Origin of the sequence: Litoreibacter ponti (genome assembly GCF_003054285.1) — a bacterium.
In the GTDB taxonomy this organism is placed as follows: Bacteria; Pseudomonadota; Alphaproteobacteria; order Rhodobacterales; family Rhodobacteraceae; genus Litoreibacter; species Litoreibacter ponti.
Map to the genome: position 1 here is coordinate 914,211 of NZ_QBKS01000002.1, position 15,278 is coordinate 929,488.

Here is a 15,278-nt window from a genome sequence, read left to right on the forward strand (position 1 = left end):
GTATAGTCCCCCGGAATGAATGGATCTGCCTACAGTTGGCGGCATGGAGCGCGAGAATCACAACACTATTCTGCCACAGGTACGGATTTTGCGCCCTTTTTTGCCGGAGCCTGATCGGCGGATAGTCACTTCAGGTCGAAATTCCAGTGTTGCAGACACCGGACCTCTGCGGCAGTAGGTGCGCGTGTAACGAAAAGGTGAGTCCCATGTCCGACCCCGCCTCGCGTCTCGAAGGAAAGCATGCCCTTGCCATGAAGGTCTCTGGCCTCGGCACGGGCACCGTCGACTACCTTGGCGACACGATCACGCTCGATGCACGCGCGGCGGAGATTTTCGATCTGGCCGCCAACACGCCACTGTCGCGAGACGCGCTCCATGACCGCATCCATCCCGAGGACCGCCCCGACATCGACCACCGGGTCGACCAGCTTCTGCACCCTGATTACGAGGATGTCATCGACGTCCAGCATCGTATCATCACAAACGATGGCGAGGTGCGTTGGGTCAATGCCCGCAAGCAGGTCGAGTTCGCCACGCCGGACAAGGGTGGCACCCCGGTTCCGGTCTCCGGCCTCGTCGCGATCATGGACATCACCCAGCACAAGCGCGATCAGGAGCAGATCGAATACCTGCTGCGCGAGCTGAACCATCGCTCCAAGAACATGCTAACCGTTGTGCAGGGCCTTGCGCGACAGACGTTCAATTCCGGCCCACCAGAGACGTTTCAGGACAGGTTCTCCAGACGTATCGACGGGCTTGTCTGCAACGCTGACGCGCTGGTGCGCACCACGTGGAGCCACGCGAATCTCGACGATCTTGCCCGCGCGCATCTGCGGGCCTTTACGGATTTCTCCGATGACCGTGTCACTCTCGATGGTCCCCCGGTCCGGCTTCGCCCGGATGCGGCCCAAGCCATCGGAATGGCTTTGCACGAGCTGTCCACCAATGCGGTGAAATACGGCGCGCTGTCCAATGACACCGGCACCATCCGCCTGACCTGGCAGGCCCCGTACGGGGGCGACGACCAGATCGAGCTGGTTTGGGAGGAAAGTGGCGGGCCGCCGGTCACGGCCCCGACCCGCAACGGCTTCGGGCAGACGGTCATGACCGACATGGTCGCGGCCACCGTCGATGGCACGGTGGAGATGGATTACCCCGAGACGGGCCTCATCTGGCGCCTGCGCATGCCCGATAGCAGTCTTAAGTAACAAAAAACGCCGCGCTCCAAAGGGCACGGCGCTTTGTAAAAAGGCTCGTCGAAAAGACGCTTACTTTTCGTCCTCATCGGCGCTCGGCGCGTCAGGCAGGTTGAACAGGCTGTCGGCGTCGACCAGCAGTTCTTCCTCGTCGTCTTCATCGGCATTGCTGTCGTCGTTGCCGGTCAGGCTAAACGTCTCAAGGCCCGAGATCGCGGTCGGCAGCGCCGGCTCCGCCTCTGGCTCCACGCCCAGCGACTGCTCGGTCGAGACAAGCTTGCGGCGCTCCTCGTCAGACATGACCTCGCCATCCTTGGCCTTCTTGGCGTTGGCCTTCTGCACGGCAGCGTCGAGCTCGGACTGTTTACACAGGCCCAACGCGACGGGGTCGATCGGCTGGATGTTCTGGATGTTCCAGTGGGTGCGTTCGCGGATCGCATTGATCGTGGGCTTCGTGGTGCCCACCAGCTTGGAGATCTGGCCGTCGCTGAGTTCAGGGTGGAATTTTACCAGCCACAGGATAGAGGCCGGGCGGTCCTGACGCTTGGACAGCGGCGTGTAGCGCGGGCCACGGCGGACCTGCTCGCCTTCGGCAGCGGCGTTGTACTTCAGCTTAAGGCGGTACTTGCGGTCCTTCTCGGCCCGGTCGATTTCGTCCTGGGTGAGCTGGTTGTTGGCGATCGGGTCAAAGCCCTTCACACCCGCAGCCACGTCGCCATCGGCGATGCCCTGAACCTCCAGCTCATGCAGGCCGCAAAAATCGGCGATCTGCGGGAAGGTAAGTGTGGTGTTGTCCACCAGCCAAACGGCAGTGGCTTTGGCCATAATCGGTAGCGCCATGGGTCGTCTCCTTTAACGTCTCGTCAGACATATCTTTCCCGTCACCCGGCTTAGGGGCTGTCCCGGTTGGAACAAGTTCGTGGTGTTGGGGAACTTGCAGGGTATATAGGGACGGATTGCGCGAAGGGGAAGAGAAAATGCGAAGGTTGCTTGTCGCACTTTGCATGCTGGTGGCGCCCGCATGGGCGGATGGCGAGCGGGCCGGAAACTTCGACTATTACGTGCTCGCCCTCAGCTGGTCGCCGACATGGTGCGCGATCGAAGGCGATGCGCGCGGGTCGGACCAATGCGATGAACGCCATGACTACGGCTGGACGCTGCACGGGCTGTGGCCACAAAACGAGCGCGGCTGGCCGTCCTATTGCCGCACGTCCGAGCGCGACGCCCCGCGCGGTCTGACCCGCTCGATGACCGATATCATGGGGTCGGGCGGGCTGGCGTGGCATCAATGGAAGAAACACGGCCGATGCTCCGGCCTGTCGGCGGAGGACTACTTCGCAGCCTCAAGGCGCGCTTACGCCGCCGTGACGCGCCCGGAGGTCTTTCGCAAGCTGAAAGATCCAGTGAAATTACCCGCGAAGGTCGTGGAAGAGGCGTTCCTGAAGGAAAACTCGGACCTTTCGGCAGATATGCTGACCGTGACCTGTCGCGACCGCCGCATCCAGGAGGTGCGCATCTGCCTGACGAAAGAGCTAGTGCCGCGGCGTTGCGGCGCGGACGTCATCCGCGACTGCACGATGACCGATGCCTTGCTCGACCCGGTGAGGTAGCGCTCAAGGCGCATCGGCGTGAGAGGACTGAAACGGATCCCGGAGATGCCTGAGGCGATATTGGCGCGGCGTCGTCCCGTATTGTCGACGGAACAACCGGTAGAAATAGCTGTTATTGCCGAAGCCGCAGGTCTCGACCACGTCGTCGATGGAGCGCTCGTCGCTGCGCAGCATGTGGGCTGCGAACTCGATGCGAATCTGGTTGATATATTCCGACGGCGACAGGCCGGTGATCGACTTGCAGGTGCGGCAGACATGTTCGTGGCTGCGCCCGGCCGCGGCGATGAAGCCCGCGGTGCCCTTGCTGAAGACCTCTTGCGACTGCGCCGCGCTGCAGGCTTCGGCAAACCAGCGTGGGTGGCGGTTGCTGACGCCGCTTGATGCGTCGGCGACGCGGTTGGTCAGCACCAGCAAGAATTCCTCGATCCGCGCGAGTGAGCGATGCGCCGTTTGCAACTGCTGCGCCACGTTGATCGCGCGCGCGAACCGCGCGGGACCCAAGCGGTGCATATCCGGCAGGGCAGAGGTGGCGTCAAAGAACTTCCCTGAAAGCACGTCACTATAGCGCTGTGTCAGGTGCTCTGCGGTTTCCCGGCGAAACATCACGTTTATGATCTGGCAGCCCTTCGCCCTGTCCGCGCGGAAGGCATGCACATCGGTGGGGCGCACAAAGGCCAGATGCCCGGGCTCAAGCACCTGAGTCTCGCCATTGATCCAATGCAGCGTCTCGCCGCTTTCGATCAGGAACACCTCGAAAAAATCATGGTCATGGGCCGCGTCGGGAAAGCGCGCGGCAAGGCGTTTTCGCGCGAAGTGAAAGGCCTCGTCCGGCCGGATGTAGTTGCCGATCTGGAAGGTCGTCTTCTTCATGCGACAACATTAGCAAACAAAATTGCGACCTAGGGAGCCGAAAATCAAAATAGTGCAGAAAAAAGTCAAACTACGTTGCTGACAAAAGGGGCCGCAAGGCGGATCGTGGTCATGAGGGGGGACTTCGATGTTGGACATTGTTCCGAATCTGAGCTTTCAACCGGTTGACCCGGAGAAAGCAAAAGTTCTGTCAGCCGCAGATATTGCCCACTACAATTCCAAGGGCTTCGTGCAGCCTTTCAACATCTTCGGCGTCGCCGAGATCACGGAGATCCGCCGCTATATCGACGGCCTGATGCAGGACATGGGCCCCGACGGCGCCTACGGCATCAACTGCTACCAAGCGCGACTTTCGGGCCTGTGGGATATCGCCACCGACAGCCGGATTGTCGATCTGGTGCAGGACATCATCGGCCCCGATGTGCTGTGCTGGGCAACCGCGATCCTGTCGAAGAAAGCCCATGACCCGAAGGCAGTACCTTGGCATCAGGACGCGTCTTTCTGGGCCCTGAGCCCGGCGCGCACCGTGACGGTCTGGCTCGCCATCGACGACGCCGATGCCGAGAACTCCGCGATGCGCTTCATCCCCGGGACCCACGACAAGGGCGCGATGAAGGTGCAGGCCACCGGCGTGAACGCGGTGTTCCACAAGGAAACCGCCAATGTAGAAATGTTAGGCGCGCCGTTCACAAACAGCCTGAAGGCGGGGCAGATCTCGCTGCACGCGGATATGCTGGTGCACGGCTCCATGCCCAACACGAGCGACCGACGGCGATGCGGGTTGACCCTGCGCTACTGTCCGCCAAGCGTCGAGATCACCGACCCGGCCTGGGCCAAGGGGGTAGAAGCGATCCTGTGCCGCGGCGCGGCGGGCAAGTGGCGGACCCATCCGCGCCCCGACAACAATGACATCACGCAAACCTTAAGCCCGCATGTCGTGGGGAACAACTGAATGAAGCTGACCTGGTTCGGACACGCCGCCTTCGGGCTGGAGCCCGACGCGGGCCCCACCATCATCACCGATCCCTACACGCCCGAAGGCGTCGGATACGCGCCGATCACACAAGCGGCGGACCTCGTTATCATTTCATCGGATGATGACAGCGCCCATTGCCGCGCCGATCTGATCGACGGCGATCCGGTCGTCGTGAATGCCCTCACCGTAGCGCAGAACGGCGGCGCGACCGAGGCTTTGGGCGTCGAGGTCACCGCGATCGAGGCGGCAGAATGGGATCACCACCCCGAACATGAGGTGCCGGGGCAGAACGGCATGTACCGTTTCACCCTTGATGGCATCCGCTTTGCGCATATGGGGGATGTGGGCAACCCGCTGACTGACGCGCAGCAACGCTTCTTCGAGGGCACGGACGTGCTGTTCGCGCTGGCGGGTGGCTACCTGACGCTGGAGCTGCCGGACCTGATGGAGATGATCCACCGCATGCGCCCAAAGCTGGTCATTCCGATGCATTTCCGCACGCTGACCTACAGGCCGCGCAACACGATGTGGATCGAAAGTTTCCTGAGCCATTTCAAGGAGGACGACATCGATTTCGCCTTCGGTGCGACCCATGACATCAAGAAAGACGATATCCCCGAGCGCACCCGCGTTCTGGTGATGGACTACGTTCGCTGACGCGGACGCAAGAGGGGGCGAATGCCCCGCAAAGGGAGGAAAACATGATACGAAAGACAACTCTTTGGGCAGGCACCGCCTTGGCTCTGGCCGCAATGGCGGGCGCGGCCTCGGCGCAGGATGTCGCGCGCGAGAACACGGTCATCTTCGACCTCGACCGCACCATCCAGGACCCCGAGAATTTCAACTGGATGACCCCGGGCACCAAGCGGATGCATGGCGCGCACCAGACCATGTGGGAGCCGCTTTTCATCCTCAACTACGGCACCGGCGCCATCGACCCATGGCTTGCCACGGGCTTTGACAGCAACGCCGACAGCACCGAGTTTACCATCACCCTGCGCGACGGCGTCGAATGGTCCGATGGCGAGGCATTCAACGCCGACGACGTGGTGTTCACCGTCAACCTCGCCCTGACCAACGAGGAAATCTCCAGCCGCGAGGCCTCGACCATCCGCGCGCAAGTGGCCTCGGTCGAGAAGGTCGATGACCTGACGGTGAAATTCACCCTCAGCAGCGCCAACCCGCGCTTCATCGTCGAGAATTTCGGCGTGCGGATCTTCGGCTCGTTCCTGATCATGCCCGAACACATCTGGGCTGGCGAAAATGCGGCGACCTTTACCTTCAACCCGCCCATCGGCACCGGGCCCTACACCTTCACCTCCGCCGCGTCGAACCGGGCGATCTGGGATCGCAACGACGACTGGTGGGGCGCCAAGACCGGCTTCATGGACCTGCCCGCGCCGCAGCGGGTGATCTTCCTCGAATCCGGTGGCGAGGAAAGCCGCGCGCAGCTCATGGTCTCGAACCAGCTCGATGCGGCGCAGAACGTCACCATCGGCACGTTTGAAGCCATCCAGGCGCAAAATCCCAATGTCATCGCATGGCATGACGGCTACCCCTACGCCGCCGCTGACCCCTGCGCGCGCCAGTTGGAGATCAACACCACCATCGCGCCGTGGGACAATGCCAACATGCGCAAGGCGGTGGCCCGGATCATCGACCGCAGCCAGATCGTGAACGTGGCCTATGAGGGCACCACAGAGGCTAGCCGCACGATGTTTGCGCAATTCGGCTCCATGGCGCCCTTTGTCGACGCGGTGGTCGAGGCGGGCTACGGCCTTCCGGCGGCGGCGGATGTCGCGGCCGGCCAGGCGCTGATCGAAGCGGAAGGCTGGGTGAAGGAAGGCGACTACTACACCAAGGACGGCGAGACGCTGTCGGTCGACATCCACGTGAACTCCGCCTCTACCGAGTACACCCGCACCATCGACGTGATCGTCGAGCAGCTTCAGCGCGCGGGCATCGACGCCAAGGCGGTACCGGTCGAGAATGGTGTCTTCTGGGGCGAGGTCCTGCCGTTCGGGGCCTACGAGATGTCCTATAGCTGGCTGTCCTGCGGCTCGGTGAACGAACCATGGGCCTCGATGGGCCGCTACACCGTCAAGGACGTGGTGCCCGTCGGCGAACGCTCCCCCGGCTTTAACAATACAAGCCGCTGGGATGGCCCCGCCGCAGAGGCCTATTCGGCGATCGTCGATGATATTGCTACGCGCGCCTTGGGCGATCCCGAGGTGCCTGCGCTTGTTGCCGAGGCGTATCAGTATCTCGACGCCGAGCTGCCGTTCATCCCGCTGGTTCAGGCGACCAAGCTGTTGCCGATGAACACCACCTATTGGACCGGTTGGCCGTCAGAGGCGAACTACTACAACCATCCGTTCTTCTGGTGGAACTCGACCCATCAGGTCATTCACAACCTCCAGCCGGCCAACTAGGCCGGGTGCGTGGGGGGCTGGTTTCTCCCTGCCAGCCCCCATTTTTTCGATGGAAGGAGCGGCACAGCCTGTGCCGACAATCCGATCATGTCTTTGGCTCTAGAACGTCCAGTCGATCCTTTCGTGGCAGCGCGTCGCGACCCCGGCGCCGTCGTCCAGCGCTTCGGTGAGGAGGATCTGGTGATGCTGTTGCGCTGGCGCGACGTGCGTGCGGCGGCCAGAGACCACGCGCAGTTTGACAGCGCGCAGCGGGGCCGGGTTCCGACACCGCCAGAGCACGATATTCGCCCCTTTCGCCAACTGCCCATTGAGACCAATCCACCTGAGCACGCCCTCTGGAAAGCGATCGTGTTGCCGTTCTTTCGCCGCCCGGTGAACCCGGACATCATACCGGAATTTCAGGATGTTTTGCGCAGCCACATGCAGCGACTTCTTGACGGAGGGGACGTCGAGGTCGTGCGCGACTTCGCGCTGCCGGTCCAGTCAGCGGCCTTGGCGGTGCTGCTCGATACGGATCGCGACATTGCCCGGGTCTGGCAGGGTTGGGGCCTGCATGCGTTGCGCAGCAATGGCAAAACCGACCCGGCAAAGGCCGCGCGCTTTCTGACGTTCATCGACGAGATGCTGGATCGCGGGCAATCCGACCCTGACATGGGTCTCTTTGCTGCGTTGCATGAGGCGCAGTTTGAGGGGCGGCCCCTCACCCGCGATGAGATGCGCGGCCTTTGTCACCTTGCCCTTGCTGGCGGGCGGGACACACTGATCCATGCCATTTCCGGGACGCTGGCCCACTTGGCGGCGCACCCCGACGACCTGCGGCGGCTCCGCGGCGCGCCGTCCTTGATCCCGCTCGCCGTGGAAGAGCTCTTTCGGGTTCTCTCCCCGCTGGCCATGATCGGGCGCGTCTGCCCGCATGGGCACGAGGTCGGACCCCTGCATATCGCGCCCGACGCGCGGGCTGGATTGTGCTGGGCGGCTGCAAACCGTGACCCGCAGGTGTTCGACAACCCGTTAGAAATACGTATCGACCGTGCCCCCAACCCGCACGTCGCCTTCGGGGCTTGCACCCATACCTGCCTCGGGGCTCCGATGGCACGGCTTATCCTGCGCAGCTTGCTGGCTGAGATCGTTCGGCATGTGGCCGCAATAGCAGTCATCTCGGCCACCCCGCGCGCATCGCCATTTGGCACGCCGTATCTTTACGACAGCCTGACACTCCGCCTGACAAGGATCGAGGACCCATGAGACGCATCCCGCGCGACTACCTCCTCAACCGACTGGTGACGCTGGTGCTGACGATCCTGATCGCTGCGACGATTATCTGGATCATCCCACGCCTGTCCCCCGTGGACCCGGCAGAGATCGCCCTGGGCCGGATGGCCGCGGGCGCCGGGTCGGTGGCAAATTCGGAGGAAATTCTGGCGCAACTGCGCGCGAACATGGGCATCGATCAGCCCTTCATCGTGCAATATCTCAAGTACATCTCCGGCGCGCTGGTGTTCGACTTCGGCCTATCGACGGCGGCCTTCCCCACCCCGGTCTCCACGCTGATCATGAACGCGTTGCCCTGGACGCTGGGGCTGATGATTCTGTCGCTGATCATCACCTTCGTGATCGGCAACCTACTGGGCGCGCTGATGGTGTGGGAGCGGTCGCCGAAGCTGGTGAAGGTCGCCATCCCGGCGGCGATGGTCTTCACCTCGATCCCGCCGATCCTGTCGGGCCTGCTGCTGATGTGGATCTTCGCAGCCAAGCTGCAATGGTTTCCGCTGACCGGCGCCTACAGCATCTTCGTCGAGCCCGGCTGGACCTGGAGCTTCGTGCAATCGGTGCTCTACCACGGGTTTCTCCCGGCGTTGTCCATCGTGGTGGTCACCTTCGGCTTCTGGGCGCTCGGGATGCGCGGGCTGATGATCACCGTGCAGGGCGAGGATTACGTCAAGCTGGCCGAGGCCAAGGGCCTGCGCCCCCGCTACATTCTCTACCGCTACATGATCCGCAACGCGATCCTGCCGCAGATCACGGCCTTTGCTCTGAAGATCGGGCTGCTGATCGCGGGGCAGGTGCTGGTGGAGCGCATCTTCGCCTATAACGGCATGGGCAAGCTGCTTTACGATGCAATCCTCAATCAGGATTTCCCGGTCATTCAAGGCGTCTCCTACGTTATCATCCTGATCACCGCGCTGTCCGTCTTCCTCGTCGATCTGCTCTACCCGTTCATCGACCCGCGCATTCGGCACGAGGCGAATTGAGATGACCAGTCAGGACAACATCCCACCCACCCGGGCCGAGCGCAAACAGGCCAAACGGCTCAAGCGGTTCGACAACCCGTGGATGAACCCCAAGCTGTTGTGGGGTGCGGGGCTTTTGCTGGGCATCATCGCGCTCGGGATTTTCGGACGGCTCGTGTGGAACCTCGATCTGGTGTTCACCGGGTCCAGCCCGCTGAAGCTGCCGCCGCTGGGCTTTGAGAACCTGCGCCGCCAGCCCGGCGTGCTCGATCACCCGCTTGGGACCGATGGCGGGGGGCGCGATCTGCTGGCCCTGATCATCATCGGTGCGCCAAACACGCTGTTCGTGGGGCTGCTCGCCTCGCTCATTGGCATGTCCATTGGCATCTTTCTGGGCTTCTCGGCGGGCTTTCTGGGCGGGCGGATCGACGATGTGATCCGGGTCGGGGCGGATGTGATGATCACGATCCCGCCGCTTCTGATCCTCGTCGTGTTCCAGTCCGCCTTCGGGGACGTGACCCTGACGATGATGGCGCTGCTGATCGCGGGCTTCGTGTGGCAATCGCCCACCCGGCTGATCCGCGCGCAGGTGCTCTCGATGAAGCAATCGGGCTATGTGCAGATGGCGCAGCTCTCCGGCGCCTCCACCGGTCACATCATGTTCCGCGAGATGATGCCGAACCTCGTGCCCTACCTCTTCGGCTCTTTCATCGCCTCGGTCACCACCTCGATCGTGACCGCGGTGGGGCTAGAGGTCTTGGGCCTCGGCCCGCAGCGCATCCCAACCCTTGGCCGCACGATCTACGAGGCGATCAACGCGGGCGCGCTGATCCAGAACCTGTGGTGGTGGTGGGGCATCCCGACCCTGCTTCTGGCGGTCATATTCATCGGGCTTTTGCTGATCAACCTTGGACTGGACGAGGTCTCCAACCCGCGCTTGAGGAAGCTGTCATGACCGACAAACCCGTTCTGACGCTGCGCGATCTGTCGATCGAATTTCCGACCCCGGCCGGGATCGTGAAAGCGGTCAAGCACCTGGACCTGACCATCGAGACGGGCCGACGCGTGGGCTTCGTGGGCGAAAGCGGCTCGGGCAAGACGACGACCGCGCTGGCGGTGATGCAGATGTTGGCCGAGCCCGGACGCATCTCGGGCGGCACCATCGATCTGGCGGGCACGGACGTGCTCGCCCTGTCGGAAGAGGACATGCGTCAGACCCGCCTGTCGCGCATCGCCTACATCCCTCAAGGGGCGATGAACTCGCTCAACCCAGTGATGCGGATCGAGCCGCAGATGTGGGACGGCATCATCGCCCACGAAGGGCACGTGGACCGCGCCGCCCTGAAAGAGCGCTCGGACGCGGCGCTCGTCAGCGTCGGGCTGCCGGTGCACACGGCGGAGCTGTACCCGCACGAGCTGTCGGGTGGGATGAAGCAGCGGGTCTGCATCGCGATGGGGATCATCCTCAACCCAGAGCTCATCATCGCCGACGAGCCCACCTCGGCCCTTGATGTGGTCACGCAGCGGCAGGTGATGCAGACGCTCAAGGACATTCAGCGCACCATCGGCTCCGGTCTGATCCTGATCGGGCACGATATGGGGCTGATGGCCCAGTCGGTCGACGAGCTTGCGGTGCTGAAGGACGGCGAGCTGGTCGAGCACGGCACGGTGCAGCAAATCCTGGAGGCGCCAAAGCATCCCTACACCAAGGACCTGATCTCCTCGGTGCCGCTGGTGGGCGGGGAGAGCTTCCTCAACCCCGATCGTGGCGCGGCTGCCCCCGCCCGCGACAGCAGCGAGCCGCTTTTGCGCTTTGAGCATGTCCGCAAGGATTACGGTGCGGTCACGGCCCTGCATCCGATGTCTTTCACGCTGCAAGGCGACACGCCGCAGATCATTTCTATTGTCGGCCAATCCGGCTCGGGCAAATCCACGATGGGCTCGATCATGCTGGGCTTCAACCCGCCCAGCGAGGGCCGCGTGCTGTTCGAGGGCCAAGACATCCAGTCCATGTCGCAGGCGCAATCGCTGGATTTTCGCAAGAACGTGCAGGCGGTGTTCCAGGACCCCTACGCCTGCTTCAACCCGTTCTACCGGGTGAACCACGCCCTGAAATTCCCTTTCAGGAAATTCGGCCTGGCAAAGAACGAGGCCCACACCCAACGAGCGATGGAGGAGGCCTGCGCCGCCGTCGGGCTGGACCCCGATCTGGTGCTGCAACGTTATCCGCACCAGCTGTCGGGCGGCCAACGCCAGCGCCTGATTGTCGCCCGCGCGCTGATGCTGTCGCCCAAGCTTTTGATTGCGGACGAGCCGGTCAGCATGGTCGATGCGTCCCTGCGCGCCTCGATCCTCGCCAACATCTACGATCTGAAAGACAAATACGGCATCTCGATCCTCTACATCACCCATGATCTGGCCACGGCCTACCATGTCAGCGACTACGTCATGGTGCTGTTCAAGGGGCATGTCGTGGAAGCCGGACCACCCAAAGAGGTCATCGGCGCGCCACAGCACCCCTACACGCAGCTTCTGATCGACTCGATTCCCTGGCCCGACTTGAGCCGCGCTTGGGGCGACGGGCGACTCGATTGGGACCCGGCCGAGAAAGAGGCCGCAGCGGCCAAGGTCGATGCAGTCTACCGCGGCGAAGTCACCGGGTTCGATCTAGCAAAGGCGGCCCGGCGCGCATGACGGGGACCTGGCCCTTCATTGCCGAAAAGATCGCAACCCGCCTTGCCCTGATCGCCCCGCATATCCACCGCAAGCAGCAGCCGCTGCCCAAGTTTCGCTTTCTGCCGCTTCCCAAAGCGGATGTGAACGCACCGATTTTTGGCGATGCCGCGGATTGGGAGACGATCCCGCATAACAGCTACTGGGGCCGCGCCGACCAGAATTTCGTAATGACATGCACCTTTCAGGTGCCGGAAGGGTGGGACCCGGAGCGTGTCGCGCTGCAGTTCCCGCTCGGGGTGATGGGCGATATCTTCAACCACCCGGAGGCGTTGGTCTATCTCGACGACCAGCCGATCGGTTCTGCGGACCGCTACCACCACACGATTCCGCTGCCAGCCTCTGCCAGTGACGGCGCGCCGCACATACTGACCCTTCACGGCTGGACCGGGCTCGCGGGCTGGCCCCCCGACCCGGACAGCGCGGCAAAGCTTTTCATGGGCCGACCCGCGATTGTAGAGCGCGACCCGACGCTTCTGGCCTTTCACCAACTCGCGGAAACCACGCTCGACACCGCGCGCGCGCTCGACCGCGACGATCCTGTCGCCGGCAAGCTGCTCAAGGCGCTTGATCACGCCTTCATCACCCTCGACACGCGCGACCCGATCGGCGACGCACTTTACGACACCGCCACCGATGCGCTGATGGGCCTTGAGGGGGATATCGCCGAGGCAGGTACGCCGCTCGACGTGACGCTCCACGGGATCGGCCACGCGCATATGGACATCGCCTATCTCTGGCCGATCTCTCAAATCCGGCTCAAGAACGCGCGGACCTATACCAACGTTCTGCGGTTGATGGACGAGGACCCGGACTATCGGTTCTCCCACTCCCAGCCGCAGCTCTACGCCATGCTGGCCGAGGACTACCCGGCGATCTTCGAGAAGGTGAAAACCCGCGTCACAGAGGGCCGGTGGGAGGTCATGGGTGGCATGTGGGTCGAGCCGGACCTCAACATCCCGGGCCCTGAAGCCCTGATCCGCCAGCTCACCCTCGGTCGCAGCTATTTCCGCGAGACCTTCGGCGAGGTCGACGCACCCGTCCTTTGGCTGCCGGACACGTTCGGCTTTCCGGCGCAAATCCCGCAGCTGATGAAGCTGGCCGGGCTCAGATGGTTCGCCACCAACAAGCTGAACTGGAATCAGGCGAACCCCGTGCCGTCCTCGACCCACCTCTGGGAGGGGCTCGACGGGACCCAGGTACTCGCCCATGTGCTGACCACCCCGCGCGATGTGCAGTACCTGCCCTTTCCCACCAATTACAAAAGCGATCTGAGCGCGCGCGAGGTGCTTGGCACATGGGCACGTTCGACCGCGCCCGACACGATCCGGGACCTGCCGATTTGCTATGGCTATGGCGATGGTGGCGGCGGGCCGACGGAGACGCTTTTGGCCAAGGCCCGTATCTTCGCGGACATGCCCGGCATGCCACGCATCAAGCACAGCTCCGTGCGCGAGACGTTCGAGGCGTTGGAAGCCTCCGAAGCCGAACTGCCGGTGTGGTCCGGCGAGCATTATCTGGAATGCCATCGCGGCGTGCTCACTTCTCAAGGCTGGATCAAGCGCGCCAACCGCAAGGCCGAGGCCGCCCTGCACGAGGCAGAGGCACTCGCGGCCATGGCAGGCCAGACACCCGAGCTTGGGACAGCGTGGCGACTTCTGTGTCTCAACCAGTTTCACGACATCCTCACCGGCACATCGATCGCGCAAGTGTTCGAGGACGCGCGCGCCGACTTTGCAAGGATCATGGACATTGCCGAGACGGCCAGCCTGCAAGCCGCAAACGCGCTGGCCTTAAGGGAGCCCGCGATTGCGAACGTATCGCCGATGTCTGGCCCACGGGTCGCGCTGGTCGGTGAAGATATCAAGGTCGATGGCCAACTGGTCGAAGGCGGTACACTCGTCCATTTCGACACTCTACCCAGCTACAGCATCACTCCGATCACTGCCGCAACGCGGCCCGCCGCATCTGTCACCTGCGAGACGACAGAAGGCGAGGTCACCCTTGAAAACCCACATCTGCGGGTCGAGATTTCCGCGACGGGACAGGTGACACGGGTGTTCGACAAACGCTCCAACCGGGATGTCCTGATGCCCGGTGAGATCGGCAACCGGCTGATCGCGTTCGAGGACCGCCCGATCTGCTGGGACGCGTGGGATATCGACCCGTTTTACGAAGACCGCCCGGAGATCGTGCAAGGGGATACCAAGGTCCGCACTGTCGAGAGCGGCCCCCTGCGCGCCGCGGTCGAGGTCACGACGAAATGGCGCAGCAGCACGATCTGTCAGCGTATTGAGTTGTGCGCCCATTCCACACGCCTCGACTTCGTCTCCGAGGTAGACTGGCACGAGCGGCACACGCTTATGAAAGCCGCTTTCCCGACGAGCATCCAAGCGACCTCGGCCGACTTCGACATCCAATGGGGCCGCATCACGCGCGCCACGACCCGGGACACCAGCTTCGATGCCGCGCGCTTCGAGGTCCCTGCGCAGAAATGGGGCAGTGTCAGCGACGATGATCTGGCCGTCGCGGTGTTGAACGATTGCAAATACGGATACGACGTCTTGGGTGGCCGGATCAGGATCACGCTCATCAAAAGCTCCACCTCGCCCGATCCCGGCGCGGATCAGGGACATCATGAATTCACCTATAGCTTGTTTTCATTCGACCCTGACCGCCCCGAGCTTCTGAATTCCGAAGCCTACGCCCTGAACATACCGCTTCGGTTGATTGACGCGTCGACCCAGCCCACAGGGCGCTCAGTCGGCCTCATCGAAAGTCAAAACTCGGATATTATCGTGCAGACTCTGAAGCCTGCAGACGATGGGAATGGAATGATACTGCGCGTGTTCGAGACGCTGGGACGCCGAGCCACCACACAGTTGAGCGTGGCGAAAAACATCGAGCGGGTCGAGCGTTGCGATATCTTCGAACGCCCCGGCGACGTGTTGGAATCCAATAAGAATAGCGTTGCGCTAATGTTGGGTCCGTTCGAAATTATGACCTTGCGAATGGTGCTATCGCAGGAGCCCGCGCGGTGATCCTGACCCGTTAATTAAGGCGCGGTCAAACATGTCCCGAGCATCACTTTCTTCGCGCCAGAGGCACCGCTTCGCCTGGTGATTCGCTGGTTCAATTCGCAAGAACTCACGACAATTTGTTCGCTTAATCCCCAAAATAGTTCACGGAGCGTTTTGTCATTTCTCATTGATTCAGAGGCTTACAGGTTT

General features: G+C 62.6%; 12 protein-coding genes. 10 read left to right on the plus strand and 2 right to left on the minus strand.

Features of this window, described 5'->3' with window-relative positions; translation table 11 throughout:
- Window positions 1-206: 206 nt before the first annotated feature.
- Complete coding sequence (locus tag C8N43_RS18355; protein ID WP_107847174.1) at window positions 207-1,208, plus strand: sensor histidine kinase; 1,002 nt, start codon at window positions 207-209, stop codon at window positions 1,206-1,208.
- Window positions 1,209-1,268: 60 nt separating this feature from the next.
- On the opposite strand, the gene C8N43_RS18360 is transcribed toward C8N43_RS18355, so the two are convergent.
- Window positions 1,269-2,036, minus strand: a complete 768-nt coding sequence (locus tag C8N43_RS18360) for a DUF1013 domain-containing protein (RefSeq protein ID WP_107847175.1) — start codon at window positions 2,034-2,036, stop codon at window positions 1,269-1,271.
- A gap of 137 nt (window positions 2,037-2,173) precedes the next feature.
- Between C8N43_RS18360 and C8N43_RS18365 the strand changes: the two genes are divergently transcribed.
- Complete coding sequence (locus tag C8N43_RS18365) at window positions 2,174-2,806, plus strand: ribonuclease T2 family protein (protein ID WP_107847389.1); 633 nt, start codon at window positions 2,174-2,176, stop codon at window positions 2,804-2,806.
- 3 nt (window positions 2,807-2,809) lie between these two features.
- Here the strand turns inward: C8N43_RS18365 and C8N43_RS18370 are convergent, their stop codons facing one another.
- Entirely contained in the window at window positions 2,810-3,676 is an 867-nt protein-coding gene (locus C8N43_RS18370; protein WP_107847176.1) for a helix-turn-helix transcriptional regulator, read from the minus strand.
- A 127-nt stretch (window positions 3,677-3,803) separates the two neighbouring features.
- Here C8N43_RS18370 and C8N43_RS18375 point away from each other — a divergent pair, with 127 nt between their 5' ends.
- The 8 genes from C8N43_RS18375 (at window position 3,804) to C8N43_RS18410 (ending at window position 15,089) form a co-directional block, all read left to right on the plus strand.
- Complete coding sequence (locus tag C8N43_RS18375; protein ID WP_107847177.1) at window positions 3,804-4,628, plus strand: phytanoyl-CoA dioxygenase family protein; 825 nt, start codon at window positions 3,804-3,806, stop codon at window positions 4,626-4,628.
- Complete coding sequence (locus C8N43_RS18380) at window positions 4,629-5,309, plus strand: MBL fold metallo-hydrolase (RefSeq protein ID WP_107847178.1); 681 nt, start codon at window positions 4,629-4,631, stop codon at window positions 5,307-5,309.
- A gap of 44 nt (window positions 5,310-5,353) precedes the next feature.
- Entirely contained in the window at window positions 5,354-7,084 is a 1,731-nt protein-coding gene (locus C8N43_RS18385; protein ID WP_107847179.1) for an ABC transporter substrate-binding protein, read from the plus strand.
- Window positions 7,085-7,171: 87 nt separating this feature from the next.
- Window positions 7,172-8,329, plus strand: a complete 1,158-nt coding sequence (locus tag C8N43_RS18390) for a cytochrome P450 (RefSeq protein ID WP_107847180.1) — start codon at window positions 7,172-7,174, stop codon at window positions 8,327-8,329.
- A complete protein-coding gene (locus C8N43_RS18395; RefSeq protein WP_107847181.1) occupies window positions 8,326-9,336 on the plus strand; it encodes an ABC transporter permease in 1,011 nt (336 codons plus the stop codon). The genes C8N43_RS18390 and C8N43_RS18395 overlap by 4 nt, the downstream gene beginning before the upstream one ends.
- A 1-nt stretch (window position 9,337) precedes the next feature.
- Window positions 9,338-10,270 carry an ABC transporter permease gene (locus tag C8N43_RS18400; RefSeq protein ID WP_107847182.1) on the plus strand — a complete coding sequence of 311 codons (933 nt, stop codon included), beginning with the start codon at window positions 9,338-9,340 and terminating at the stop codon, window positions 10,268-10,270.
- Window positions 10,267-12,009: an ABC transporter ATP-binding protein gene (locus C8N43_RS18405; protein ID WP_107847183.1), complete on the plus strand. Its 1,743-nt coding sequence runs from the start codon at window positions 10,267-10,269 to the stop codon at window positions 12,007-12,009. The genes C8N43_RS18400 and C8N43_RS18405 overlap by 4 nt, the downstream gene beginning before the upstream one ends.
- The gene (locus C8N43_RS18410; protein ID WP_107847184.1) at window positions 12,006-15,089 is read left to right on the plus strand and encodes an alpha-mannosidase; all 3,084 of its coding nucleotides are present in this window, start codon (window positions 12,006-12,008) and stop codon (window positions 15,087-15,089) included. The genes C8N43_RS18405 and C8N43_RS18410 overlap by 4 nt, the downstream gene beginning before the upstream one ends.
- Window positions 15,090-15,278: the final 189 nt, after the last annotated feature.

Coding starts and splice junctions, on each gene's coding strand:
- C8N43_RS18360 (WP_107847175.1), bottom strand. CDS start 2,036: ATGGCGCTACCGATTATGGCCAAAGCCACTGCCGTTTGGCTGGTGGAC.
- C8N43_RS18395 (WP_107847181.1), top strand. CDS start 8,326: ATGAGACGCATCCCGCGCGACTACCTCCTCAACCGACTGGTGACGCTG.
- C8N43_RS18385 (WP_107847179.1), top strand. CDS start 5,354: ATGATACGAAAGACAACTCTTTGGGCAGGCACCGCCTTGGCTCTGGCC.
- C8N43_RS18375 (WP_107847177.1), top strand. CDS start 3,804: ATGTTGGACATTGTTCCGAATCTGAGCTTTCAACCGGTTGACCCGGAG.
- C8N43_RS18400 (WP_107847182.1), top strand. CDS start 9,338: ATGACCAGTCAGGACAACATCCCACCCACCCGGGCCGAGCGCAAACAG.
- C8N43_RS18390 (WP_107847180.1), top strand. CDS start 7,172: ATGTCTTTGGCTCTAGAACGTCCAGTCGATCCTTTCGTGGCAGCGCGT.
- C8N43_RS18370 (WP_107847176.1), bottom strand. CDS start 3,676: ATGAAGAAGACGACCTTCCAGATCGGCAACTACATCCGGCCGGACGAG.
- C8N43_RS18365 (WP_107847389.1), top strand. CDS start 2,174: ATGCGAAGGTTGCTTGTCGCACTTTGCATGCTGGTGGCGCCCGCATGG.
- C8N43_RS18405 (WP_107847183.1), top strand. CDS start 10,267: ATGACCGACAAACCCGTTCTGACGCTGCGCGATCTGTCGATCGAATTT.
- C8N43_RS18380 (WP_107847178.1), top strand. CDS start 4,629: ATGAAGCTGACCTGGTTCGGACACGCCGCCTTCGGGCTGGAGCCCGAC.
- C8N43_RS18355 (WP_107847174.1), top strand. CDS start 207: ATGTCCGACCCCGCCTCGCGTCTCGAAGGAAAGCATGCCCTTGCCATG.
- C8N43_RS18410 (WP_107847184.1), top strand. CDS start 12,006: ATGACGGGGACCTGGCCCTTCATTGCCGAAAAGATCGCAACCCGCCTT.